The organism is Parabacteroides goldsteinii, assembly GCF_020091425.1.
GTDB lineage: Bacteria > Bacteroidota > Bacteroidia > Bacteroidales > Tannerellaceae > Parabacteroides > Parabacteroides goldsteinii.
The window spans coordinates 4,012,232-4,038,735 of record NZ_CP081906.1 but is presented as its reverse complement, the minus strand read 5'-3'; the positions used below and the strand labels follow the sequence as shown (position 1 = coordinate 4,038,735).

Annotated in this window: 13 protein-coding genes and 1 riboswitch; of the genes, 5 read left to right on the top strand and 8 right to left on the bottom strand. The window is 44.5% G+C overall.

From position 1 onward, the window contains the following. Positions 1–80 precede the first annotated feature (80 nt). On the bottom strand, positions 81–563 hold the full coding sequence (locus tag K6V26_RS17525) for a YkgJ family cysteine cluster protein (protein WP_224263444.1): 483 nt from the start codon (positions 561–563) through the stop codon (positions 81–83). Between the two features lie 132 nt (positions 564–695). On the opposite strand from K6V26_RS17525, the gene K6V26_RS17520 reads away from it, so the two are divergent. From K6V26_RS17520 to K6V26_RS17510, 3 genes are all read left to right on the top strand, one after another. Then, positions 696–1,499: a UDP-2,3-diacylglucosamine diphosphatase gene (locus K6V26_RS17520; RefSeq protein ID WP_046145342.1), complete on the top strand. Its 804-nt coding sequence runs from the start codon at positions 696–698 to the stop codon at positions 1,497–1,499. Beyond that, positions 1,496–2,650, top strand: coding sequence for a glycosyltransferase family protein (locus K6V26_RS17515; protein ID WP_224263443.1), 1,155 nt, complete (start codon positions 1,496–1,498; stop codon positions 2,648–2,650). Before K6V26_RS17520 ends, K6V26_RS17515 begins: the two co-directional genes overlap by 4 nt. A 409-nt stretch (positions 2,651–3,059) precedes the next feature. Continuing rightward, positions 3,060–6,287 (top strand): DUF6383 domain-containing protein, encoded by a 3,228-nt coding sequence (locus K6V26_RS17510; RefSeq protein ID WP_224263442.1) that lies wholly within the window; start codon positions 3,060–3,062, stop codon positions 6,285–6,287. A 289-nt stretch (positions 6,288–6,576) separates the two neighbouring features. Here K6V26_RS17510 and K6V26_RS17505 read toward each other — a convergent pair whose 3' ends face one another. Continuing rightward, on the bottom strand, positions 6,577–7,857 hold the full coding sequence (locus K6V26_RS17505; RefSeq protein WP_007654833.1) for an O-acetylhomoserine aminocarboxypropyltransferase/cysteine synthase family protein: 1,281 nt from the start codon (positions 7,855–7,857) through the stop codon (positions 6,577–6,579). Positions 7,858–7,976: 119 nt separating this feature from the next. After that, positions 7,977–8,179, top strand: a riboswitch (cobalamin riboswitch). Between the two features lie 131 nt (positions 8,180–8,310). On the opposite strand from K6V26_RS17505, the gene K6V26_RS17500 reads away from it, so the two are divergent. Next, positions 8,311–10,671, top strand: coding sequence for a TonB-dependent receptor (locus K6V26_RS17500; protein ID WP_195584248.1), 2,361 nt, complete (start codon positions 8,311–8,313; stop codon positions 10,669–10,671). A gap of 21 nt (positions 10,672–10,692) precedes the next feature. Further along, positions 10,693–12,234, top strand: a complete 1,542-nt coding sequence (locus K6V26_RS17495) for an Ig-like domain-containing protein (protein WP_048315420.1) — start codon at positions 10,693–10,695, stop codon at positions 12,232–12,234. Positions 12,235–12,827: 593 nt separating this feature from the next. Here the strand turns inward: K6V26_RS17495 and K6V26_RS17490 are convergent. The 6 genes from K6V26_RS17490 to K6V26_RS17465 all read right to left on the bottom strand — a co-directional run bounded on the left by K6V26_RS17490 (position 12,828) and on the right by K6V26_RS17465 (position 26,475). Then, complete coding sequence (locus K6V26_RS17490) at positions 12,828–14,720, bottom strand: BACON domain-containing protein (protein WP_224263441.1); 1,893 nt, start codon at positions 14,718–14,720, stop codon at positions 12,828–12,830. A 149-nt stretch (positions 14,721–14,869) separates the two neighbouring features. Then, the gene (locus tag K6V26_RS17485; protein WP_195584252.1) at positions 14,870–16,201 is read right to left on the bottom strand and encodes an MATE family efflux transporter; all 1,332 of its coding nucleotides are present in this window, start codon (positions 16,199–16,201) and stop codon (positions 14,870–14,872) included. A 144-nt stretch (positions 16,202–16,345) separates the two neighbouring features. Then, positions 16,346–18,118 carry a RagB/SusD family nutrient uptake outer membrane protein gene (locus K6V26_RS17480; RefSeq protein ID WP_195584254.1) on the bottom strand — a complete coding sequence of 591 codons (1,773 nt, stop codon included), beginning with the start codon at positions 18,116–18,118 and terminating at the stop codon, positions 16,346–16,348. A gap of 30 nt (positions 18,119–18,148) precedes the next feature. After that, positions 18,149–21,490: a SusC/RagA family TonB-linked outer membrane protein gene (locus K6V26_RS17475; RefSeq protein WP_224263440.1), complete on the bottom strand. Its 3,342-nt coding sequence runs from the start codon at positions 21,488–21,490 to the stop codon at positions 18,149–18,151. A gap of 182 nt (positions 21,491–21,672) precedes the next feature. Continuing rightward, positions 21,673–23,466 (bottom strand): TonB-dependent receptor, encoded by a 1,794-nt coding sequence (locus K6V26_RS17470; RefSeq protein WP_224263439.1) that lies wholly within the window; start codon positions 23,464–23,466, stop codon positions 21,673–21,675. 9 nt (positions 23,467–23,475) lie between these two features. Continuing rightward, a complete protein-coding gene (locus K6V26_RS17465) occupies positions 23,476–26,475 on the bottom strand; it encodes a tetratricopeptide repeat protein (protein ID WP_195584259.1) in 3,000 nt (999 codons plus the stop codon). Positions 26,476–26,504: the final 29 nt, after the last annotated feature.

Genomic DNA, 26,504 nt, shown 5'->3' with positions numbered 1-26,504 from the left:
TTAGTATCTAACTATAAGGCATCCTCTTTGGGGGATGCCTTTTTTGTTTCTTTAAGCTGGTATCGCAAGTCGCTTTTTCCTTAAAACTCTTGTTTTAGCTGCTCTAACGTTTGGAATACTGCCGGGCAGGTTTCTGCATTCTTAATTGTCAGTGCATGTATCTGGTAGAACTTTTTCCGGTCCGTATGCGGATATTCCCGGCAGGCTTTCGGACGGTCCTCATAAATACTGCAATAATTGTCGCTTCCCAGGAAGGGACAAGGCATTGAACGGAATACATACTCCTTATCTTCATCGATATGCAAATGTCGTTGAACAACTTCATGTGGTTTGATACGCAATGCCTGTGCAATACGTTCGATATCACGGTCCGTGATGCGCGGTCCCAATGTCCGGCAGCAATTCCCGCAGTCCAGGCAATTGATTGAATCGAATACCTCCTGGTGGATGGCATGTATCGTGTCGTCCAGTTCCCGGTGACGGTTTTTCTTGATAGATTTGAAAAAAGTCTTTGTTTCCTTTTCTACTTTTTTAGCTCTCTCAGGGAGGGAGTTAATATCCATAAAATGATTATGTTTTAATTTGAAAGGGCAAATGTAAGCATTTACGGTGGAAAAAGAAAAAGCATCTTCATACGGTTGTTGTAATGCTGTAACAGCGACTGTGTTTCTTTGTGTAGTGTAAATATCTTACGTATGAAACTAAGAAAATATTATCCGACCGTTGTGCTTTCTGACATTCACCTGGGTTCTGAACACTCCAGGACGAAAGAAGTAACCAATTTCCTTAAACATATTGACTGCGACCGTCTGATCTTGAACGGTGACATCATTGATGGCTGGCAACTTCAGAAATCCGGCAAGCGATGGAAACAGGCACAAACCGATTTCTTTAAAGTTCTGATGAAAATGATGGAGAAGAAAGGGACGCAAATCATTTATATCCGTGGTAATCACGATGATTTCCTCGATAAACTGGTTCCTTTCCGGTTCTCCAATATCTCTATCGTAAAAGACTATTTGCTGAACAGCCACGGGAAGCGTTACCTGGTGACCCATGGCGATATCTTTGATACGATAACAACGAATATGCGTTGGCTGGCGATGCTGGGCGATATCGGTTATACCTTCCTGTTGTGGCTGAACAAGATTTATAACAAGAATCGGGAAAAGCATGGTAAACCTTATTTTTCCCTCTCGCAGCATGTGAAACACCGGGTGAAGAGTGCCGTCTCTTACATCTCCGATTTTGAAAAGGAACTGGTAAAACTTGCACAAGTCAAACGGCTTGACGGAATTATCTGCGGTCATATTCATCAGGCGGCAAATGTCCGGTACGGCAATGTTCATTACCTGAATTCCGGAGATTGGGTAGAAAGTATGACCGCTTTGGTTGAAAATGAACAAGGAGAATGGAATATTCTGACTTACAATAAGGCAGAGTATGATATGGAGGAAGAATCTGTTTCAAAACCTGTATTATATGCTGAAGTGATATGAAAATGCTGTTTATCATACAAGGGGAGGGTAGAGGCCATCTGACACAAGCCTTGTCTCTCCGGCGGAAGCTGGCAGACGAAGGTCATCAGGTTGTCGGTGTGCTTGTCGGGAAAAGTCCGGCTCGTCGTATCCCTGATTTCTTTATGGAGAAAATCAATGCACCGGTCTATTCTTTTGAAAGTCCGAACTTTCTGCCTACGGCAAAGAATAAACAGGTTAATTTGCTGAAAAGTATAGGATATAATGTATTGAGACTGCATAAATATACGGCTAGTATACACTATATTAACCGGATGATAAAGGAAACAGGTGCAGATGTGGTAGTCAATTTTTATGAGTTGTTGACGGGGCTGACTTACTTGTTTTGCCGTCCGAAAGCGATGATGGTTTGCATTGCTCACCAGTATCTTTTTCTGCATCCTGATTTCTCTTTTCCCAAGCTGAATGCAGTCTCTTTATCTTTGTTGAAATTTTTCACCCGTGTAACGGCTATCGGTGCTACGAAAAAGCTCGCCCTGTCATTTCGGAAAATGCGCGAAGTTCCGGCAGATAAGATGGTGGTAGTACCTCCTTTATTGCGTAAGGAAATAATAAATAAGACTCCCCGAAAAGGTAACTATCTGCATGGCTATTTGTTGAATAGCGGATTCAGTGAAGAGGTGAAAGAGTGGCATACTGCTCATCCGGAGGTTCCGATGCATTTCTTTTGGGATAAGCGGGGAGCCAAAGAAACCACAAAGATTGACGATACACTTTCTTTTCATCAGTTGAACGATATCCGTTTTGTCAAATATATGGCAAATGCCAAAGCGTATGCAACGACAGCTGGTTTCGAATCTGTTTGCGAAGCAATGTATCTGGATAAGCCTGTCCTGATGGTTCCAACTCATATTGAACAGGCTTGTAATGCTCATGATGCATCTTTGTCGGGAGCGGGTGCGGTGGCCGAGCACTTCGATTTGGATGCTTTGCTGCATTTGTCAGAAACCCACCAGCCAAATCCTGTATTCCGCCATTGGGTACAGCAGGCGGATTGGTTAATCTTGCGTGAATTCCGTGAAGATTTGCTGATGGAGGAGATGCCGTCATCTGTTTGGCATCGCTTGTCTATGCATTGGGTGTATAGGGTGGCGAAGACATTTTCGATTTAACCGGTATCGCATTTTTGTGATAAGTTTTTATTGTGTTAAAGCGGTAATGGCTCTTCGCCATTATTTATTCCGGTTAGTTTATATATAATATAATGTACGTGTACATTATATAATGCTTGCTTATAGCTTTACTTATCTGGTTTCCCTTTTCATGTTCCTGTTGATAATCCAGAAATGGGAAGGGAAAATAAGGTTTGTCATTTTTATCCCCGATTTTGTACAAACTATCGTATTCAATTGATAAGAAAGGATATGACCTGATAAAAAAATCAATAAAAATAATTGTGGATAAAAAACTATTGTTTACTTTTGCTGAAGTATTTGACGATCGTATGAAAAGCCGGTAGATAAGGCCGGTATTATTAGATAGAACTTTAAATTACTTAGTATTAATATTAAATTTTTGATTATGAACAAAAAGTTTTCTACGCTTTTAGCCAGCGTTTTGCTGGTTGGATCCGTTTCTGCTAATGCGCAGGTTAATGCGGATCAGGTATCAAAGCTTGAAAAGGGATTTTATGCTTTGAATGCTTCCGGAACAGCGGTTACAACGACAAATGGTTCTACTGCTGTAGGTAAAAATCTTCAGGTTGTAGATGGTAGATTAAAAGTTGCGGATAATCTGACTTCAGATTATAACAATGCTTTGTGGACAATTACTGCCAGTGCAACAAATTCAAATCACTTTACTTTGGTGAATAAAGCTACAGGTTTGGCTATTACATTTGATCCGAAGACTGCTGTTGTTGCAGATAAAAATGGTGCAGTAACGACACCTGCAACAGGTCAGTTATTGACAGGTCAGAGTATGGCTTGGGGATGGGTTGCAAACTCTTACTCGGATGAGTTGAAAGAACCTAAAGCATTAACTTATGCATTGTCTGTTGACTCAACAATGGCTTTGGCTACTGCTACAGACGGTACTGTTTTTGCTTATAAGTATGCTAATGCAAAACCGGCAACAGGTGTTACAGCCTTGACTATTCAGGCTACTAAACCGACAACAGTAGCAATGACAAAAGATGATCTGAATGTTTTGGACGGTGGTACTAATGGTCTGTATTTCACTTTAACTCCAAAGAAAAAGGATCTGAAAGTTGATATGATCAGTGGCGTTAAATTCCAGGCTGAAGATATCACTGGAGGTTATGTTGCTTTGAAAGAACTTGGTACTAAAAAGTATCTGCGTGTAGATACAGCTGTTCATGCTGCTACCGGTTTGAATAAAGATAATCTTTATCAATTGGCTCGTAAAGAACTGAAAACTGGTGAAACTACTGCAGCTTCTGTTCCTAACCATTTTAAGATTGTAAAAGATTTGTTTAAAGACAGCGTTTTTGTTTCAATCAAACAAGATGGTTCAAGATTTACGTATGATGAAGCAGGTAATGCAACTGGTTCACAGTGGGCTACAGCTATGGTTTTGACAGGAACTCCTCATGCAGCAGCTGATTATTGTACTTTGTCAAGTATCTTATTAACTCCGACTACAGAAGTAATGACATTCTACAAACCGGCAGTTCCTACTTCTGCTACATTGGTAGAGGAAAACTTGCTTTTCGCAGTTTCTGATCCTGCAACAGCTAGCGACTATAAAACATCTGTTGCTGACGGTTTGTATTATATTAAGAACTCTAAAGGTCAGTACTTGGCATCTCCGATCTACAATAACGGTGATGATGCAAAATGGGTAACTGTTGATGCTAACGAACAGAGCGTTGCTAATATGCCTGCTTATCAGTGGGTTGTATTGAAAAATAATACTCTTTCTTATTTTGCAGACAAATCATCTGTAGAAATTATCAACCGTGAATTTGAAGGATTGAATGCAAATGCTATTCAATTGTATAAGAACGAAGGTGCTACCTACTATTATACAGCTACTGCTTTTGATGATCTGGTAGCTACTGACTCTTTGGTATTCGAACAGATTACAGATAAAGCTGTGTTAGGTAATGAAAATCTTGGTTATAAAAAACTTACACCAAATGAGTTGAAGGTTAATCGTTATACATTCAATTACTTTAATCCGTATGTAAGCGATAAATATATTGGTAAGGCAACAGACTCTCTGTTAGTTGTAATGGATGGTATTATTCCGTTTGAATTGACAGCTGGTGATGAAGAAGCTTATGGTTATACAGTTCCTGCTAAAGGAAACCGTATTGCAGATTTGAAACAGTTGAAGAGACAGTCTTATACAATGATTTCTCCTTCTGCTAAGGGTAACTTGAAGTTCGGTCAGAATGTAGAACATAAATATGTAATTTCTAAAGAAAACGATATTACTGCTACTCCTTTCTACTTCAAAGAAAATAACTATGCTAAGCGTGCAAGCGATGACGCAAAGAACAGTTTCTATGCTTTGGTTACATTTGATGTAAATGCTTCAACTGCAGATGATATCAATGGTAAAGCTGGTGTTGCAGACGAAACATTAGATGCAACATTGAAACAACAGGTTATCAGCGAAGTAAGAACTTCTTCTTTCTTGGTTGCTCCTTATGGCGCTCCTTTGTATCGTCGTTTCAACTCTAAGGTTTTGGAAGGCAATGAAGAAACTCCTGATGCTCCCGATACATTACGTTTTGTAGAAAAATACCGTAAAGAATATTTACAGGTAGAAGCAAACGAAAACTTCAAGGTTGATGGTATCAAGTTCTTAGGAATCTATACTCCTGACTTTACAAAAGATGGTAAATCATTTATCGTTGATACAGCATTCGTAAATCGTTGGAATGGTGCTATCAAACCGCAATATTTGATCTCTATTAACCGTATGGATCAAGCATTCGAACCGGGTGAAATGTGTCCTGTATGTAAAGAAATTGTAGCAAATGGTGGTACTCGTCCTGTAAACTGTCCTCACGATAAAGCAGGTAAGGCTCCGTTCCACATGGGTGAATATCTGGTTAACTTCGCAGACTCTGTAAATAATGCAGCTAACAAAGCTGATTATGCTTGGAAAGGTTACACTCGTGCTGGTTTCGTGAAAGCTGCTCATATGGGTGATAGCTTATTCATTTTGACAGGCCGTTTTGCAGATGTAACATTAGCTACATTCGATACTGCTGTTATCAAACAAGCAGTAAAAGATAAGAAATATGCAGAAAAGTATATCGTAAACTTACAGAAAGACAATCACAAAGCAGTAACATGGTCAATGCGTTTTGTAGATCCTGAAAAGGCTGCTAAGGAAAATGAAGAAGATCGTGCATTCTTGATGGAATCTCAGAAAGCTGAAGGCGATAAAGATATTGCTCCGACTAAGGGACAATGGTTGAAGATGCAGAACGGTTGTATCGTATTGTCAGGTTCTTTGGATGGTTCAGAATCTTCATTCGATCAGATTACTGGTGCTGATGATGCTTTGATCTTCAATGTTGAACAGGGTAATAAAGAAGATATAGCTACAGAAAACGAAGCAATTTCTACTTCTGCTGTAACTGTAATCGCTGGTAACGGTGACATCACAATCAAGGGTGCTGCTAATAAGACTGTTACTATCAGCAACGTTCTTGGTCAGACAATTGCTAGCACAGTTCTTTCTTCTGACGAAGCAACTATCTCTGCTCCTGCAGGTATCGTAGTTGTAGCTGTTGAAGGCGAAGCTGCTGTTAAAGCAATCGTAAAATAAGAATTAAAGAATAATTAAACAATATAAAGCTTCTCTGCCTTTCCCCTATGGGGAAGGGCAAGTAGCCTGTGAAGGCGAACAGATTGGAAGCGTAATTTTAGTAATAAAAATAAAATAAAGTTCATCCATGAGTATCCCTGTGAAGGGAGGAAATGGACAAAAAAACAACCCCGGCGGTATTTAATACCATCGGGGTTTTGTTTTTAAGGAGCTCCTGGAAACGAAGTTCATTATGTTTAATAGGAAACCGTATTCTATACAATACGATTTCCTGTTGAATAACTATTGATTACTGATTTAAAGCCTGCTCGATATCCGCTATGATATCATCCGCACTTTCGATGCCGACAGAGAAGCGGATCAGGTCCGGAGCGATACCGGCTTCCTTCAATTGTTCGTCGGTCAACTGGCGATGCGTATGGCTTGCCGGATGAAGCACACAAGTACGGGCATCGGCCACATGAGTAACGATAGCAGCCAGCTTCAAGCTGTCCATAAACTTGATAGCTACCTCGCGTCCGCCTTTCAGTCCGAATGACAGGACACCGCATGAACCGTTTGGAAGATATTTCTTTGTCAGTTCGTAATATTTATTTCCTTCCAGATCCGGATAGTTTACCCAGGCTACCTTGTCGCAATTCTGAAGCCATTTAGCTACGGCCAGTGCATTTTTACAATGCTGCGGCATACGCAGATGCAATGTTTCCAGTCCGAGGTTCAGCAGGAAAGCATTTTGCGGAGACTGGATAGAACCCAGGTCACGCATCAACTGGCTGGTAGCCTTGGTGATATATGCCAGTTTCCCGAATGTCTTTGTGTAAGTCAGGCCATGATAGGAGTCATCCGGCTGGCAGAGGCCCGGGTATTTGTCTGCATGCGCTTCCCAATCGAAGTTACCGCTGTCGACGATACAACCTCCTACGGCAGTCGCATGTCCGTCCATATATTTGGTCGTAGAATGCGTAACGATATCGGCACCCCATTCGAACGGGCGGCAGTTGATCGGTGTGGCAAATGTGTTGTCAACGATCAACGGTACGCCATGTTTGTGAGCGATACGGGCAAACTTTTCAATATCCAGTACCATCACTCCCGGGTTGGAGATCGTTTCACCGAACAATAACTTCGTATTCGGGCGGAATGCCTTGCTGATTTCCTCTTCGCTGGCATCCTGGTCGATGAATGTACATTCGATGCCCAGCTTTTTCAGGGTAACAGACAGCAGATTGTATGTTCCGCCATAAATACCGGTTGCGCTTACGATATGGTCGCCGGCTTCGCAAATATTGAAACAGGCAAAGAAGTTGGCTGCCTGTCCCGATGAAGTCAGCATTGCTGCCACACCACCTTCCAAAGCGGCGATCTTGGATGCTACGGCATCGTTGGTCGGGTTTTGCAGACGGGTATAGAAATAACCACTCTCTTCCAGATCGAACAGTTTCGCCATCTGTTCGCTGGTCTCATACTTGAAGGTAGTACTCTGATAGATAGGCAGAACGCGCGGTTCTCCTTTTTTAGGCTGCCAGCCACCCTGCACACACAAAGTTGCCGGCTTGAATGAATTGCTCATATTATTAAATGTTTGCTATGTAATTATATTCTGCTGACAAAAGTAAAGAATAGTTCGTTCCATTAATACAAATCTATGATCATTTATAAAAAATAGGGTACTGTTTAAAAATAATCTTTACCTTTGCCTCCGGTTTTGGTGTCACAAATCCAGTTCTACGGAAAAGTGATGAAAAGGGAATCAGGTGAAAATCCTGAACAGACCCGCTGCTGTAAGCTCCGCCAAAGTCGTTGAACACAACTCAATCCACTGTTCGCAATGAATGGGAAGGACGTTCAATGACGGAGTAAGTCAGAAGACCTGCCAGAATCAGTAGTTTTAAGCTTTCGAGGAATAAGGCTGAAAAACATGTAAGTAAGGACTTGACTGTATTTGGTAGGGAGTTCCGGCTGTTCATGTGGTCCATTCTGTTTTATCGAAAGCCTGTCGTTAATATATAATGTTTTTGATGGGATGAGAGGTTTCATACATGTATTTTTGTTGTTTATTTGTTTGTTTCCTGTAAGGCTGGCGGCGCAAGACAGGGTCACGTTGTCGGGAGAGGTGAGGGGAGAAGATGGTGCTCCGCTTCCTATGGTTACTGTTGCCATCGAAAATACGACGGCAGGGACATACACCGACGACCGGGGACGCTATTCACTAAGTCTGAAACCCGGAAAGCATACTCTTATAATTACCTTGTTGGGTTATAATACAATAAAAACAACTCTCGATATCCGCAGGAACAAAACGCTTGATTTCGTTATGGAAGAAAATTCCGTAACCCTGAATTCTGTAGAAGTGTACGGTAAATCGAAAACACAGAAGATCAAGGAAGGTGCTTTCTCGGTAAATGCCCTTGATGTAAAATCGCAGATCAACTCGTTGAAGAATCTTACTGATATAGTGAACCGGACGACCGGAATAAAGGTCCGGGAAGAAGGAGGAGTCGGTTCTGATTTTGATCTTTCCATCAACGGGTTATCGGGTAATTCTGTCCGTTATTTCATTGATGGTGTGCCATTAGACAGTAAAGGTAGCAATGTGACGCTTGCCAATCTACCTGTCAACCTGATCGACCGGGTGGAGATTTATAAAGGGGTGGTGCCTGCCTTGTTGGGAACGGATGCATTGGGCGGTGCTGTCAACATTATAACCAAGGCGGAGAAGGAGAACTTCCTGGATGCATCTTACAGTATTGGTTCCTTTCATACACACAGCGCCGACCTGAATGCGCAGTTTGTGGAACAGCGCACAGGTTTGATTGTGCGTCCTACCGTTGGCATCAACTATTCGAAAAACGATTACCGGATGAAAGATGTGCAGATGCGTAACGAGACAGGCGATCGGTTTATCAATGGCAATCCCAAACGTTTCCATGACGGTTATTTCTCGCTTTTAGCACAGATAGAAGCAGGAATAGTAGGTAAATTTTGGGTGGACGAATTATTTGTGTCGGCTTCCTACTCCAAAACAGACAAGGAATTGCAGACAGGCTCCGTACAGACCAAAGTGTATGGCATGGCGGAGCGTAATTCAGATGCGTGGAATGTGTCGGCGCGGTACAATAAACGCAACTTTCTCACAGAAAATATGACATTGAAGGCGACCTTATCACACACATGGGATCATTCCATCACCGTTGATACCGCCTACCGTAAATATTATTGGGACGGTGGCTATATCGTGAGCCAACGTAACGAAATCAGGGGCGGCGAACCTACCATGCGCCACTATAAGCGTCCGTTGACTATCGTGCGTGCCAATTTGGATTATCAGCTGAATGAGCATCACGGCTTTAACCTGAACTATAATCTGAGCCGGACAGGCAACGACCGCTATGACGATTTAGACCAGAGTTTCGAGCCGTCTAACGATGCGGTAACCAAACATATCGTCGGACTGACTTACAGCCAATCGCTTTTCGACGGCAAGATGCAGAACGTATTCTTTGCCAAAGACTACGTGAACCATCCTAATATCCGGCAAACCGATCAATCCACCGTAACCGGCTCGGACAAAGTACAAGGTTCGACTACGAAAAACTATTTAGGATACGGAGCCGGACTGCGTTATACGTTCTTCAACCCGTTGGCTGTAAAGATTTCATACGAGCATAGTGTACGTTTGCCTATTGCCCGGGAACTGTTAGGCAACGGAACGACCGTCTATGCCAATGTGGCGTTAGAGCCGGAGAAGAGTAACAATGTCAATCTCGCCTTGTTCGGTACATGGCGTCCGGCCGCCCGTCATACCGTCTATTACGAGGCAAACGGTTTTCTGCGTTATGTGGACAACTATATACAAACTTCCGTCATCGAAAAAGAAGGTATGTTGCAGTATGTCAACGATCCCGCTGTCCATATCAAAGGTGTGGAAGGTGAAGTCAGCTACGACTGGGACGGACGGTTGCAACTCATGGCTAATGTCAGCTATCAGGATGCCCGCGACCAGCAAGAGTTCAAAGAAGGCGGTAAACCCTCGGCCACATACAACAACCATGTGCCCAACCGTCCCTGGTTGTTCGGCAGTGCGGAGGCGAGTTATACGTTCCGTAATCTTTGGCAACAAGGCGGCAAGTTACGGTTAGGTTGTACGTTCCAGTGGGTACATTGGTATTTCCTGACCTGGGAAGCATACGGCAATTATGATACCAAGGCGCGCATCCCTTCGCAACATATCTGCAATGCCAATGTAACGTACTCGTGGAAACGCGACCGCTACAATATCTCATTGGAATGTGCCAACTTCTTGGATGAAACGGCTTACGACAACTATAAGCTGCAAAAGCCCGGACGTGCTTTCTTTGCGAAATTCAGGGTATTCATTAATTAATCATATAAATAAAGTAGAAAAATGAAGAAGTTCAAATTTGTATTACTTGCCTTCATGACAACTATGATGGCGTTCTCATTCACCGCTTGTTCGGATGACGATGACGTTGAAGAACTGACCGTGACCGGAGTCACAGTCAATCCGACCTCCTTGGAACTAAAGGTGGGAACAACAGGTTCTTTAACCGCTACAGTCGCTCCCTCCAATGCCGCAGTTACATCCGTTACATGGAGCACTTCGGATGAAAATGTCGCTACTGTAGACAAAGGAGTTGTTACTGCCGTTGCAGAAGGTGCTGCCACAATCACCGTTAAAACAGACGACGGCGGATTTACAGCGACCTGTTCCGTTACGGTTACAAAAGATGCACCGGCTTTCGACGAAAGCAAGTACCATTTCGATTTGTTCCTGACCGTAGGTAAACATGGCGGTATGAGTAGCCAAAACAAAACTGTCGTTAATAGCATCGGCAAGCTGACCGCAGATATAGGCACCATCTCTATTAAAGGCGAAGGAACGGAACTGGGCGAATATTCTATGGAGAGTATCTCGAAAGGTAAATATTATTACCAGGTTCCTTCAAGCAACGACCGTTTCGTGAAATATCAGATCAAGAATAACCAGGTGGTGGAAGTAGCATCATGCCCGTTCAAGACGAATACTTATAAAGTACGCTCATATACGCATGCGTGGCTTGACGATAACACACTCGTTATCATGGCTGCCAGTGGTGATGCCAGTAAAGTCCTTTGGAGTAAGCTGAACGCCGATAATATGTCGATTATGGAGGAGGGTACATTGGATATTCCACTACCTGTATCTGAAGTGGAAGGCGAAGAGACAAAGAAGTTCTCAACATCGGGTATTCTTACCTATAATGAAAAGGCAGGAAAATTGTACTACTTCTATTATGGGAAAAACGGTGTGTCCGGCAGAGGAGGTAAGACTACAACAAAATTTTATACAGCAGTCCTTAACCCGGCCGATTTGACGAAGGTTGAAAAAATCACACGCAATTCGCTTGCCGATGAAATGGCCGGAAGTGCTTACGGTGAATTGATGCAGAACTGTGTAATGTATGATGAAGAAGGTAACCTCTATCTGGCTGCAACCGTAATTAAAGATGATATAGAAGAAGGCCATCTATTGCGTATCAAGAAAGGGGAGACAGATTTCGATCCTGACTACGATGGGTATCCGAATGCAGACGGTAAACTGCTAACCGTCCAGAATCTGGGTAACGGTAAGGCTTTGGCGTATGCACGCAACGATGCGGCAGGTACTGCGATCGACAGTTACAGCCATTATTATTCCATCATCGATCTGGCTACGGGCGAAAGAACACGCCTGGTTTTTGGCGGCAAAGAACTCTCTTACAGTGGCGGCCGTTTCTCTCAGCGTTCTGTCGTGTTCAATGAGAAAGCATACATTGGCGTGAATACCGAAGCTGATGCCAATGCCATCATCTACATCTACGACACCAAGACTGGTACTGTAGAAAAAGGTGCGGAAGTGGCTGGCGAATTCTACTTCGATATGATCCGTGTAGTAGAAAACGATTGATCTCTTTCAGGTTTCAGCCGGTGTGATCCACCATATTTCAAAACCTTTGGCTGAAGGGTGCGCATTGCTGATTTGTATTCCGACCGATAGGCATTCATGTCCCGGTGGATAGTTACCCGTCGGGTAACGAGTAGTTATCCGTTTACAAGGTATAGGTGTTTTGATTTGTAAATAAGGGACTTTTGATTACAAAACATATATGTTTTGAAGTCAAAGGTCCTATGTTTTGCAGGAGGTTGTCCTGGTCCGGATTTTCGTATACATCTTTTATCATTTCATCCCTTCAGGGCGGCAGTTTGATTAGTAACCTGTTGAAGCGTCTGAAGGCTGAAACCTATAGATTGAAGTTGTATCTGTTGCTTCGATTCGGCATATTACAGATTCAAATGTAGGACAGTAGTGTCATAACAGATAGCACACCGTGTTAGCCGTAGTAACACTATAGTGTTGGTATAGCCAGGTCTATAGTTCTGTAAAGGCATACGGCAGTTTGCGGGTTCCTACCCATCTTGATGTCGCAAATTGCGATTTCAAGATTATCCACTTATCGGCATTGGGTTGAAGCATAAAATCCCAGGGAATCGTTTTATGTTTCATAATCTTCCGGAGGTTTTGCTCTTTATCAATACCGGTTTCCCTAACGGAGGATATGATTTCTGAGGTTTTGTTTTCGTAGCAGACCAGGGGGTAACATGATCGGATTGCATAAAGTCGTCAAACGTACATGGTTCTCCTGCAAGCCTTCTGATTCTGTCTACAATCGCCCAACGACTGGGGGCATTATAATAAGGAATATTAATATCCATGCAACTGATTTCTTCGGGGCGCCAAACCCCTGATTGATAAAGATAAGCACCTTCGTAGGCTCCTACATAAGCATACTTTTCTTTTCCAGTGAAAACACTCCATGGGACCTGGGACAAATCATTTGTCGAAGAGACATTTCGATAGCAACCGAATTTTTGCCAGAGGCGTATTTCTGCCTTTACGCCTTCTGAAGCCTTTTCTTCATAAATAATATATTCATCTGCTAAAAGCCCGAAAGCATGTCCTCCTGCTTCGTGATGTACCAATCCTTTGAAATCAAAAGGAGGTGCTTCTTTGCTGATAGGGCAGGCTGCAATACAAAATCCGTTTGAATAGAGATGGGCCGTTCCGGCATATTTACTGCTGTTCAGGAAGAGGATCGTGGTCATTTCTACGACACCTTTTAATTCCGGGACCAAATTCAGATAGACATCGCAAATGCTATCGTTCCAATTAATATTAGTGCCTTCTCCGTATATCGATCCGAAGCGGTTATCGATCGTAATACCCGGTATCTCCCCGTTTACGCCCGCTTCTTCCGATTGAGCAAATATCATATAAACATTAAAATATTTCCGGTTTGACTTATAAGGTTCTATACTGAAAAAATGCTCCATCGCTTGGTTTGCCAGATTCTCATATCGTCCGTCTTTCACCAGATCTGCTTTGGTGAACCCATCTCCCATAATAGCAATATTTACACCTTTGCCAGCTGATGCCGTCTGCAAACGTACATATTCACCATCTGCGTAATAAGTTAGTCCGTCTTCTTGTTGTATGACACGGACTGTTTTGGTTAGAGCGGAGGATTTGATATTGATATTTGCTTCACGCCTGACTTTTGCTTCATTAGTGGAGACTGAGACAAACAAGAGTTTTGAATCTTCACTTTTTTTTATCTGGCACCAGGACGCCGTTTCCGGTTCAATGACGTACGTATATTCGGGATTGTAATTGTGATCGGTATGCGTTGAATTGATGGAAATTACCCCACTGCCGCCCTCTGAGGCAAAATCTAGTTGTTCAGTGGATACGGTGATCTGGAGAGCTTCCTGTGAAACAAAAATCGTATCGGCAGCAGAAACATCTGTTGCCTTAATATAGATAGCTCCTTCTCGCATTTCAGGTTCAAGATTCTCTCTGACCGTTAAGTATAATGTGTCTGTCGTTATTGCTTTCGTTTCGGAAAGTTGGAGCCAACTCCGGGCTTCCGGAGATATGCTGACTGTATAGTCTACATTCCGGTCTATCGGAAAGGGCCATCTACCACCTGGTTGCCCTATATACCACCCTCTGTCGGACACAACAAGTGTTGTCTTTTCCTTTTGAGTGATCTTTAAACTCTGAGCGGTCTTACCTGCACGAAACAGGATTTCGGCTGTACGTTCTTGATCCGTATTATTTTCGGCAAACATAATATGTACCGAAGAGGTGTTTGCATCTCCCGACATTGTATTTAAGGTTACCCATGAGGAATTGCCGGCCGGCATTACTTCCGCAATCCATACTGAGTTTGTATGGATGTCAATGGATTTTTCTTCTCCTTTAGCCGGTATGTTCAATTCAGAAACAGAGATTGTCAGAAACTCTTCTTCTTCCTTACAACCAGCTAAACATAGTAATAAACAGAAAAGGAAAAAGAAAATATTTGTGCAATAGTAAGACTTTTTGATATTCATATGGATGGTACTTCTATTTGTTTACAAAGGTAAATCATTTATTTGATTGTGCAAGGACGGGTTGGAATTCAATCTTACCCTTCGAGTCTGTCTGTAACAATCAAGACACTTTGATAACAGGATAGTTCACAGATAAATAATAGAACTTCTCACTTCAATATCTTCTTTTGTAAAGCCCTGAACCAGATAAAGGAAACGATTCCTTTCAGCATGCTGGAGATACTGATTGCCCACCATACACCGACAATTCCCAATCCCATGGCGGATAATACAATAGCCATCGGTATACGCAGCGAGTTGAAAGTAATGCTGATGATTGCAGGGGGAACCGTCCGTCCTGTTCCGTAGAACAAGCCCTGCATAGTGATCTCCAGCATCATGAACAACATCGAATATCCGTCTATTCGCAGGAAAATACCTCCGGCTTCGTAGGCCTCCCGCTGCGGAACGATCAGGGAGAACACCTCGCTGCCGTAGAAGACGAACAGGAGTGTACAGAGAATACCGAATATAGTAGTCATCTTCAATGTCGTATGGTAAGCCTCTACTACTCGTCCCTTTTCGGAAGCGGCATAGTTTTGAGCGACAAAAGCGCTTAATGCCGTGCTGAAACCTTGCGATGTGTTCCAGGCAATGGCTTCGATCTGCCCTCCGGCGGTAAGCGTCATCAGACCGATATGTCCGCCGTAGGTAGATGCCGTGCGCGCCATAAAGACATTGATGATGGCAAACAAGGTGTTCAGCATGGCAACCGGTAAACCCAGTTGCAGGATTCTTTGCGAATAATTCTTCCTTAGTTTGACAAAGAAAGAGAAACCTCCCAGCAGTTTGCTTCTCCATTTCAGTTGATAAACAAAGATGGCACATACCGTAGCCTGCGACAACCAGGTTGCCCAGGCGGCTCCTGCCGTTCCGAGATCGAATACGAAGATGAATACCGGGTCGAGTATCATATTAATGATAAGTCCTGTTCCGCTGATATAGAATGGAATTTTGCTTAATCCGGCAGCATTATGTATTCCGGTAAATGCCGCCGATAAGAATATAAAAGGGAAGGCGGTAGATACGATCCGCAGATACTCGACAGCCTGTGCGGCGATGGGAGCTTCCAGTTTATAGACCCCGATGACGGGATTGGCAAAGATAAAAAGAAGTAATCCCCAGCAGACGGAAAGGATCAGGGCAATCGTCAGGTTGTGCGAAGCATAGCTCCGGGCATCTTCCTCATTTCGCGCTCCGATGCTTTGCCCGACACTCACCTCCGAACCGACTTTGTTCAATAAAGAGATCGAGTTAGTCATCCAGGTCAGGATACCCACGGCACCGATGGCGGCAACTGCCTCGCTGCCCAGGCGTCCTACCCAGGCCATATCGGTGATGCTGTAAGCCATCTGGATAAAAGAAGTTCCCATAATCGGTAAAGCCAGATTGAATAGCTGTCGCCGGATAGGGCCTTGTGTCAGGTTTTTTATTCCTTGCATGTTCGTCTTATTTGCTGCAAAAGTAGAAATAAATTGTGCTGAAGTAAAATAAGTGAGGCTTTTAATAGAAAAAGCCGGGGTCCTAACGGATAGGCCCCGGCATAGGTTACATGAAGATATGGTGTGATCCTGTATAGATGTTTGCTAGAAATCAAGACCGTCGTCCCAACCCGGGTTCTGTGCCAGATTGTGATTCAAACTACGTTCGTTGATTGGGATGGGGTAGAAGTAGTCTCTATTTTCATTCCATTGTTTGGAAAGGTGCGGGTTGACAACGATGTTTCCGCTTTCTCCGTGCTCCAGGGTGATATCGCTACCCAGTTTTAAATACTGTATATTCTTTCCTGCATCCGGTTTGTTACCGGTGTAAAGGCAGATATCGATGGTGCCGTCTTTATCAAGATCGTAAGTGCCCGGTCCCGGGAAATACATTCCCTTGAATTGTTCGGTCAGGGTTTGGCCCTCTTTCCAACGGATAATGTCGTCCCAACGGTAGCTTTCCATGACTAACTCGACACGGCGTTCGCGGCGGATTTCCAGGATAACTCCCTTGTTTACTCCGTTTACCTGCTTATATAGTTTTGCCTGATAAGGGTCAGGGTCAGCGTTTGCCTGTGCCATATTCAGGTTTAGGTCTATGCCGGCACGGTTGCGGAGCAGTTGGATGCTTTTGTCGAGGTCATCCTGTGTTAACGTTCCCCGTTCCGCTTTTGCCTCTGCATAGTTCAGTAGAACTTCGGCGTAGCGGAAGAGCGGCATATCGGTAACTGATTTGTTGTATGTATCATAATCCGGGCTCGCTACGAACTTGATCATCTGATATCCTGTTACCGTAGAACCGAACTCCGGTACCAGTCTGACTGAACTTCCGATACGTGTATATCCGGGAGTGCGAATAGTCTGTGAGAGGCGGGGATCCCTGTCCTGCATCTCATCGTGGAACTCCATTCTGTCGTATCCGGCTATATCGGTAAAACGACTTCCGTCTTTCATCAGGTAACTGTTGACCAGGCGTTTCTCCAGTCCGGGACGACCGTATGAGGCTGTCATCGTATAGTAATTCAGATTATGGTACACCTGTAGCGCGTCGCTGAACGAACGGGCGAGGATTACTTCGTCGGCAATAGCATCTACCGAAGCGAATAAGTTCAGGTAATCAGACTCCGGATTTCCTGTGTTATAAATCTTATACCCGCTACTGTTCATCACTTCCAGTGCAGCGTTGGCGGCTTCATCCAGGAACATTTCGTAGTCGGGAAGGTTCAACTCCGTATGATATTTACGGAAGGTGCCTTCGAACAGGCAGATCCTTGATTTTAATGCCAGTGCTGTCCATTTGCTAACCTCATTGACCGTTTTTGTTTCCGGCAGGTATTCGATGGCCTTGTCTATCTCTTTTAGGATGGAGTCGACTACCTGGATGCGGGGGGTACGCGGTTCACGCATTTTATCCCAGTCCTGATCGGACAGCGTCACCGAATACCAGGGGACATCCCCGAAACGTTTTACCTTATCGAAGTAGAAATAAGCGCGAAAGAAGTGGGCAACGGCGTCATATCGGTTGCGTGCTTTTTCATCCGCGCATTTGGGGGAGTTCTGGAGGTAGAAGTTGATGTTACGCAGATTCCCCCATGACCAACCGCCTCCGCTGGCGGGAACAAGGCGTCGTGAACCTCCCTGCAACTCGTCTGCCAGGTCTTGTTTTACGATGTTGTCGATTGCTTCGTTGTAAACCCCTTCGGCACTGGGCAACATGTCGTAGAATGAATTGGTGTAGAGCATAAGGTCGTTGCCCGTATTAAAATAGGTGTTGGGGGAGATAGCGTCCAGTGGATACTGTTCCATATCGATACAACCGGTCAGGGCTGTGCTTGCCAGCGTAAAGGCGATACATTTGTATATGTTTATTCGTTTCATTGTTGTTCTATTTTATTGAATGCCTGGTGATTAAAATGTAATGTCAAGTCCGATAGAGAGTGTTTTATTAAGAGGATAACTACGTCCGTTGCTATCGGCAATCGGCTGTTCAGGGTCGATATAATCTGTTTCGAAAGGTGTCCAGGTAATCAGGTTCTCACCACTGACATAAATGCGCAGGTTCTGTATGCCGGCTTTTTGTGTCAGTTTATCGGGGAGGGTATAACCGATTACAAGGTTCTTCAGTCGCAGGTAGCCGATGTTCTGGATATATTTGTCGTTGGCTGTATTCAGGCTACCGCCACCGTTCAGTGCTGTATATCCGCGTAGGACAGGGAAGTAAGAGTTGGGATTGTCCTCACTCCACAGTTTCTCTGTAAAATCAGACGGGACGAAGGAGTAGTAGGGACGTGAGAATGGCCCCCAGAACTTATCGGCGTTGCTTGCCGGGTACCAGTCACGGCGTCCTATTCCCTGGAATAGGGCGGAGACATCGATGCCGCTCCAGCTTGCATTGAGGTTGAAGTTGTAGTTGTAGCGTGGCTCAGAGTTGCCAATCACAACCAGGTCGCCGTGATCACCCACGGTGCTTGTTCCCGGAGTGATTTTACCGTCGTCGTTTACATCGACGAACTTTAAATCACCGGCACGCAGGTGCCCCCATTCTCCCGGGGATTTCTGTATCTGTGAGTTTACCTGTGTCTGATCTACTTTCCAGTTGGCGGCTTCTTCATCGGATTTGAAGTAACCGTCGATTTTGTAACCCCATATTTCTCCGTATCTCTTTCCTTCGTAGTTGTCGGTGATCTTGAAGTTGTCACGGTTATTCTGGGAGTTAGCCTTGCTGCTTTCCGACTCAAACTTGGTTATATCCGATACGGCATCACCCAACCCGAAGGAGATGCCATACTTGAATGGCTTGCCTGCCAGCGTGAACTGGTCGTTCCATGCGAGGCTGATTTCATATCCTTTCGTTTTCATATCTCCGGCATTCTGTTTGGGCGAGGTGGCTCCGAATACACCGGGTAGTGTTTCTCCGGGGATCAGCATATCGGTCGTATTACGGATATAATAGTCGCCGCTGAAACTAAGCCGGTTGTTGAGGAAGGATAGGTCGAGACCGATATTGGTGGTGGTTGCTTTCTCCCAGGTCAGGTTGTCGATGATTGGGTTTGGCGAACTCACATTCTGTGTCTTCTGGCCGTTGATCAACCAACTGGAAAGGTTCATTGGCATCATTTCCACGTATGGATAATAATTGGCTGAGGTAGACGAGTTTCCCATCAGCTGGTTTCCCAGTGTGCCGTATGAAAACCGAACCTTCATGTTGTTGATCTCCTCTTTCCAGCTGTCGAAGAATGCTTCTTCACTAACCCTCCAGGCAGCAGAGCCGGATGGGAAGAAGCCGTAGCGCATATTCTTTTTGTACCGGGAGGTGCCGTCATAACGCCCGTTAAATTCAACCAGATAACGTTCGGCATAATTATAGTTCGCCCGGAAGAAGGCTCCAAACAATACGTATTGGTATTGGCCGCCCCCGACTTCCATATCCCCGGTGCCCAGGTTCAGGTCGTTCAGTGAATCGGATATCAGGTTTTTACGGGATGCATAGAGGCGTGCGTGTTTTTTTGTCTCATAGTTGACTCCCGCTGTTGCGCTTACCGAATGTACGCCGAATGTCTGGTCATAATTCAAATACGCATTGAATACATGCATCGGATCGAACCAGTTCGTCTTTTTGTATTGGTCTGTATTGTAGTTAGGCACATCCTGCAGAATGCCGGGCTGGACTGAGTATTGAACGACTGCCGCACGATACCAGTCGTCGGCCATATAGAATTGATAGGTATAATCCGCATTCAGTTTTATGTGTTGCCCCAGGTCGAGTACTCCTCCTACGGTTGTTCTGAACTCATGTACTCCTTTTGCACCACCGTTCATTCCGTCGAGTAGCATGGCATTCATACCGTCGCCAATGGAGTAGTTGTTTTTTAGTGTGTTGTAGGTAAACGTCCCGTCTGGATTTATGGGAGCGTAGCAAGGCAGTGCATGTACGGTTGTGTTCAGGAAGTTTATATTTGCTCCGCCTTCCCTACCGGTATAGCGATATGTCTGATCGTAATATTGCGTGTTATTAAATATTTTCAGGAATGGGAATATCTGTGCGTTTATTTTAGTGTGGAAGGTATATGACTGGAATTTGTCTGTATTGATCTTCATCAGACCATCCTGGCTGTAGTAGTTACCGGATATTAGGAAATTAAGTTTGTCGTCTCCTCCCGACAGGCTGACGTTGTGGGATTGTGAGAATTGGTTGTCTTTGTAAAGGAAATCCCACCAGTCATAGTTTCCGTAGTAATTATATATATCCTTGCCGTTTACATTCTTAACGACTACCCAGGGACGTTCCGGATTTTCTACCTTGTCATAACGACGGGCTTCGAGCTCTGCATAGTCTTCATCCGAGTAACGGGTGTAGGTGTTACCTGTTGTACGTCGGAACGCTTCATCGTTTAACATCACCGATTCATATCCGCTTGTGATAAAATCGGTACTGACAGTCGGAGAAGATATGGCGGCAAAACCGTTGTAGGTGATACTCATCTTGCCTGTTTTAGCGTTTTTGGTTGTCACAAGAATAACCCCGAATGCCCCGCGTGCACCATATATGGCTGAGGCGGCAGCATCTTTCAATACAGAAATAGATTCCACGTCATTCGGGTTGATACGGTTGATATCTCCCGGTACGCCGTCTATCAATACCAGAGGATCTCCTCCGTTTACAGAACCGCGTCCGCGGACATTGATCGACCCGCCTGCTCCGGGCTGTGCGGTAGAGAATGAAATGTTGACGTTGGGCATTACTCCCTGAAGCATCTGAGTAACCTTGCCTACCGGGCGGTTTTCCATGTCTTTGGATGTAACCTGGGTGACTGCTCCTGTCAGGTTTACTTTTTTCTGTGTACCATATCCTACCACTACCACCTCGTCCAGAAGTTGTGTGTTTTCTTTCAGTAAGATGTCGATGACGGATTGGTCTCCGACTTTGATTTCTTGTGAAAGATAGCCCATGAAAGATACCTGGAGTATGGCATTGGTTGGAACATCTTCCAACGTATAGTTACCATCTGTATCGGTAATTATACCATTTGTTGTTCCTTTTATTACAATATTCGCTCCGGGGATGGGGCCTAATGCGTCTCGCACAACACCCCGGATGGTTTTGCCGTTTTGCTGTGCCTCATTTGTAATACCCATTTCCATACCGTCCTTTTCTACGGGTGATGCAGAAAGACTTCCTGCGCATAGAAGCAATAGGGGGATGCTTTTTAACGATACTTTCTTTAAAAGAGTGTAATCTTTGTTTTCCATTTTTAATCATTTTTGATGGTGCAAAAATAGATTCAGGAAATGTCGGAAAGGTTAAAGGAAGATTACATCTTTGTTATGTGGTTGTTACACTGAAGTGAGGGGCTTAAAATGAAAAAGGGGCTGTTTTTTTACAGCCCCTTATTATGAAGGATAGAAGGTTTATCTTTATTAAATTTCGGTAGTTAGAAATTGATATTCACTCCGATCATCGCACTGAACTTCTGCAGCGGGTAGCCGTAGTAAAGCTCGTACTTCTGGAATAATACGTTGTTCAGCTTCAGATACAAGCCGAAAGTATCGTTGACGTTGTATGCCCCGGTCAGGTTTAGCTCGTTGATATTGTCCATCTTTACTTTGTCATATCCATACAGGAGTGTTTCGCGTCCTGTTCCCAGATAATAATCCAAAGATGCCGAAAGGTTTTTGATGGGGCGAACGGTTACGCCTGCTGTGATTTCCATTTTCGGCATTCCGTAAGCATACACTTTTCCTCCGGCACTGGATGTTTCGTCTGACTCTTTTTGACTGAATTCAGCATCCCAGTTATTGTAAACACCTTTTAGTGAGATTTCGAATAATTGCTGATAGCTATATTTCAGGTTTGCTCCGAAGAATAGCTGTTTGGTATCTATCTCATTTAATGGACCGCTGAAGTTTCCGAATTCATTTTCAGTGTAACCGACTGTCGGAACGAAGAAATAATTGTTGCTGGTAATCTTATATCCTCCGAATACGTCGAACCAAAAGCCCGGAGCGACTCCGCTTTTGAGTCCCAGAATACCGTCCAGCCAGTTGCGGGAGGGGGTTATTCTCGACATCGGATAAACGTAACGATTTATCTGGTGCAATTCATACATGCTGTTGGATTGTAGTTTTCCGTTTGCATCCAGGTATAAAACAGTCTTATCTGCGACTTCGACATCAGCAGAGATATTGGGAGATACCATTGCTTTTTTCTGATCTCCGGTGAAGAACATAGCATTTACACCTAACTTAACATGCCAGTTGTCGCCTTCAACCTTATAATATGGACTTAGTCTTGCAGCCGCAAAATTGTTGACATAAGAATTAGGACCTGCCTCCTGATCGTCTCTAAGTTTTGCCTCCTGTGGCAGACTATAGTTGAAATATTTAAAGTTACCATCCAGACCGACCCTCTGATTACCACCGAAAGCAGCGCTTAATCCAAAATCTGCATTAAACGTTCCCTCTGTCGGACCATCATAAGCTTTACCGATATCATATTTGTATGAAAAATTAGTATATCCCAGATCTAACAGATAACCGACAGGTGCATCCTCTTTCGATTCGACTCCAACGTTTGCTTTGATAGTTTGGGCTACCTGGTTGGTTTCGCGGTCTGCCTCCTTATAAACGCTACTTATCGATTCGTTCATTGGCAATCCATAATAATTGAATGCCGAATAGCCATATTTGACACCCATTTTCAGCGATAGTTTATCGAAGTTATGCTTGAAGTTCAGTCCGCCCAGGTTGTCGTTGAGCTTCGCTTTTACCTTTTCGTCCATTTGCAGATATTTCACTTTACCATTGGTAGAGCGATGCGAAAACCAAATATTTAGTTGATCCTTGTCCGTGCTGAGGATATGATATCCCAGGTCACCGTTCAGATTCAGATAGGTACCGCCGCCGAAGTTGAAATAACCGCGACGCTTGTTGTACTGAATATCTGTCATGATATTACCTGAAGGAAGCAGGCTGATCTCTTTTGCCGGGTCGGCTGCAATTGTGAAATTGGCATAGTCGATCGGCATTTTCTTTACTTCCGGTTCCTTGATGACCGGAAGGGTGTTCACTTTGCTTGCATCCTGTACGGTCGGGTCGTACTCGCGTTCGAGCGTCATCTCCCGTTCCAGATTCTGTTTCTTCGAAGTATCTTCTTGTGCACTTATTGTGGCGGTAGTCCCAAGCAAGGCTACGACACACAGCGCTTTTACATTATATATAGTCTTCATTGTATTCTATTATTGCTTTAGTTTACCTAATCTGTCCTCAATCATAGCGGCGATTTCGTCATCACCCTTATAGTTGTTCTTCAGGTTGTTCAGATAAGCACGTGCCTGAAGGTCGTCGCCCTGGCGGATATAAATATCGGCCCAAAGGATGAAACCGCGTGCCAGCCAGTACTGGTGAGGCGTGCCGTTCTTGGCGAAGTCTTCCAGGATCTTTTCCGCATTCTTATCGTCGTTGGTATCGTAGAAGTACTGGGCCAGCAGGTATTTGGCTTCGGCACCGTGTACTGTACGGGTGTCTTTGCTGAGAATTGTCAGGTCTTCGACGGCTTTAGCCGGCTGTTTGTGGTCGATATAGGCTTTAGCACGGATATAGCGGGCTTCGGCTTCCACTTCGGGTGACAGTTTCGGATCTTTCAGCAATTCGTTGGCTGCCAGTTGAGCTTCCTCCTGTTGTCCGGTCTGTAAAGCACAACGCATGATGCCTAAACGGGCAGCTTGCTTGTTCTCCGGATTTTCGGCTATGATCTGTAAGCGCTTGAAGCTTTCCAGCGCAGCAGGGAAGTCCTGAGTGAGGTATTGCATTTCTGCCGTGCGGGCCACCGATTCTTCAAGGAATTTGGTATCTCCGCTCTCAATAACTGATTTGAAACGCTGAAGTGCTTCGTCGTATTCTTTCTTGCTAAAGGCGATGCTTCCCAGATAATAGTTCGCATTCGAACTGAAAGCGCCTTCGGGGAAGGTCTGCAAATAGTTGATCAGGCTGCGGCGTGCTTCTTCGTTGTTGCCACGGTTGAAGAGTTTCTCGGCGGCAATATAGGTAAGCGAATCCTGTTCGCCGACTTCCAGACGGATATTTCCACCCAGTGAGTTGACGTAGTTGGCATACGAATTGATGTCGTTCAGGTCGATGTAAACCGACTTTAAGTCTTGTAAAGCCACTCTGGCTTCTTCGCTACCCGGATAATTGCTGATCACTTGCTTATAGGCTGTAGCTGCTTTTTCGGGTTGGTTGTCATTGAAGTAAAGCAATCCTAACTGGATGCCGGCTTTACGGGCAAGGCTGCTTTGCGGGAACTGCTGTATCAATGTCTCGAATGCCTGTGCAGCTTGTGAACTGTTTTCAAGCAATACATAGGTACGTCCTTTTTCGAACAACGCATCGTCCACATATTGTGATTCCGGATAATCGCGGAGCAGGCGATCCATCGCGCTGATCTTACCCCGGTAATCTTTCTGCAAACCCAGCAGGAAGCCTTTCTGGTAAACGGAATAGTCGCCGGCAGACGGTTGCAATTGGGCGGCATGTGTATAGTTTTCTTCAGCCTGTGCGAACTGGCGATTCTGGTACAGGCAGTCGCCGATACGGTTGTAGGCATCTGCCAATGCCGGTGCCTGCTGGTTGTTTTCCAGATTGATATACTGGCGGAAACGGTTTTGTGCCTCTCCGTATTCTTTGAGTTTGAAATAACAATATCCCAGGTTATAATGGGCCAGTGCGTACATATCCGTATTCCGCTGGCGGGTGTTGTTCAGATAAGTACGGTAATCTGAAATAGCCTGGCGATAATCTCCTTTGCGATAATAGGATTCGCCGCGCCAGAAATAAGCGTCATTGCGCGATTCCATATTATAAGAACCCAGGTTGATAGCCTTCGAGAACAGGTCGACTGCTTCATCCAGCTTCATGTTGGTGAAAGCCTGCGTTCCCAGCTGGAACAGAATGTCCTGTTTGGCTTCCAGTATCTTGGTGCTCGGATGATTGATCTTATTGATAGAGTTGAGGGCTGCCTGGTAGTTCTTGGTTGTCAGGTAGACTTCCACCAGGTAGTCGTTTACTTTGTCGGCATATTGAGAGTTCGGGAAATCATTCAGGAAATCTTCGAAGATCGTAACAGATTCGCCGAATCCGGTAAAGGCCGTTTCATGGATCAGCAATGCATAGTTGAACATGGCTACTTCCTGAATCTGTTTGTCGAATGAAGAGGTTGCCGCAGCCTCGAAAGCCATACGGGCATTGTTCTTGTCTTTCAGTTTCAGGTAAGACTGCCCGAGGTAGAGGTAGGCATTCTGCGAGAGTGCGTCGTTTTCGCGTACTGTCTGCGACAAGGCGTTTACGGCACTGCTGTAATTCCCTTTATTGAAATAGCAAACACCCAGAATGTACAAATCACCTCTTAACGGGCTGTCGGTCGACGATACATATTTGCTCAACATGTTGCTCGCCTTATCCTGGTTGCCCAAATGGTAATAAGAATTACCCAGAATACGGTACACTTCGCTGTTATTCTTGCTGTTCGGATAGGAGGAGAGAAGTTCTTCCCCTTCGCTCACTACCTTTTCATATTTATTCTGTATGAAATAGATCTGTGTAATATAGTACAAGGATTGCTCGCGGTAATCCGGCATCTCTTTCAGGCGGCTGAACTCTACCAACGCGTTATTGTATTTGCCGGTTGCATAATCGATATAGGCCACATAATAGGTCGACGCTTCACGGTACTTGGTACCGATTTGCTGTATCCGCGAAAAATATCCGCGTGCCTTATCCATCTCGCCGGTCTGCAATAATGAATAGGCCAGCCGGAAGCTGTAAGCCTCCTGTTGCTCCGGACTGAGCATGTCTATATCCGATTCGTTGAACCAGAAAATAGCTTTCTGGTATTCCCCGCGTTCGAAATGAATGGAACCGATCAGGAAATTCACTTCATCGCTATGGCGTGAAGCCGGATAATCTTCCAGATAATCTTTCAATAGTTCGTCGGCATTGGGACGTCCCTGTTCATAAGCTGCATATACGATCATATAGTCAGCTTCCTGGATCAGGTCGGCATCTTTCGAATGCTGTTTGTAGGCTTCCAACTTATCGATACAACCCGGATAGTTCTTTAAACTAAACAATTCTTTACCTTCTATGAACAAACGGTCCGGTGCCTCAAACTGGTACGACCGTTGCCCGCTAGCCACATGACTTCCTACCACCAGGCACAGTGGAATAAGTATTCTTTTCATCGCTCCTTCGCTTTAATATACAGATAATA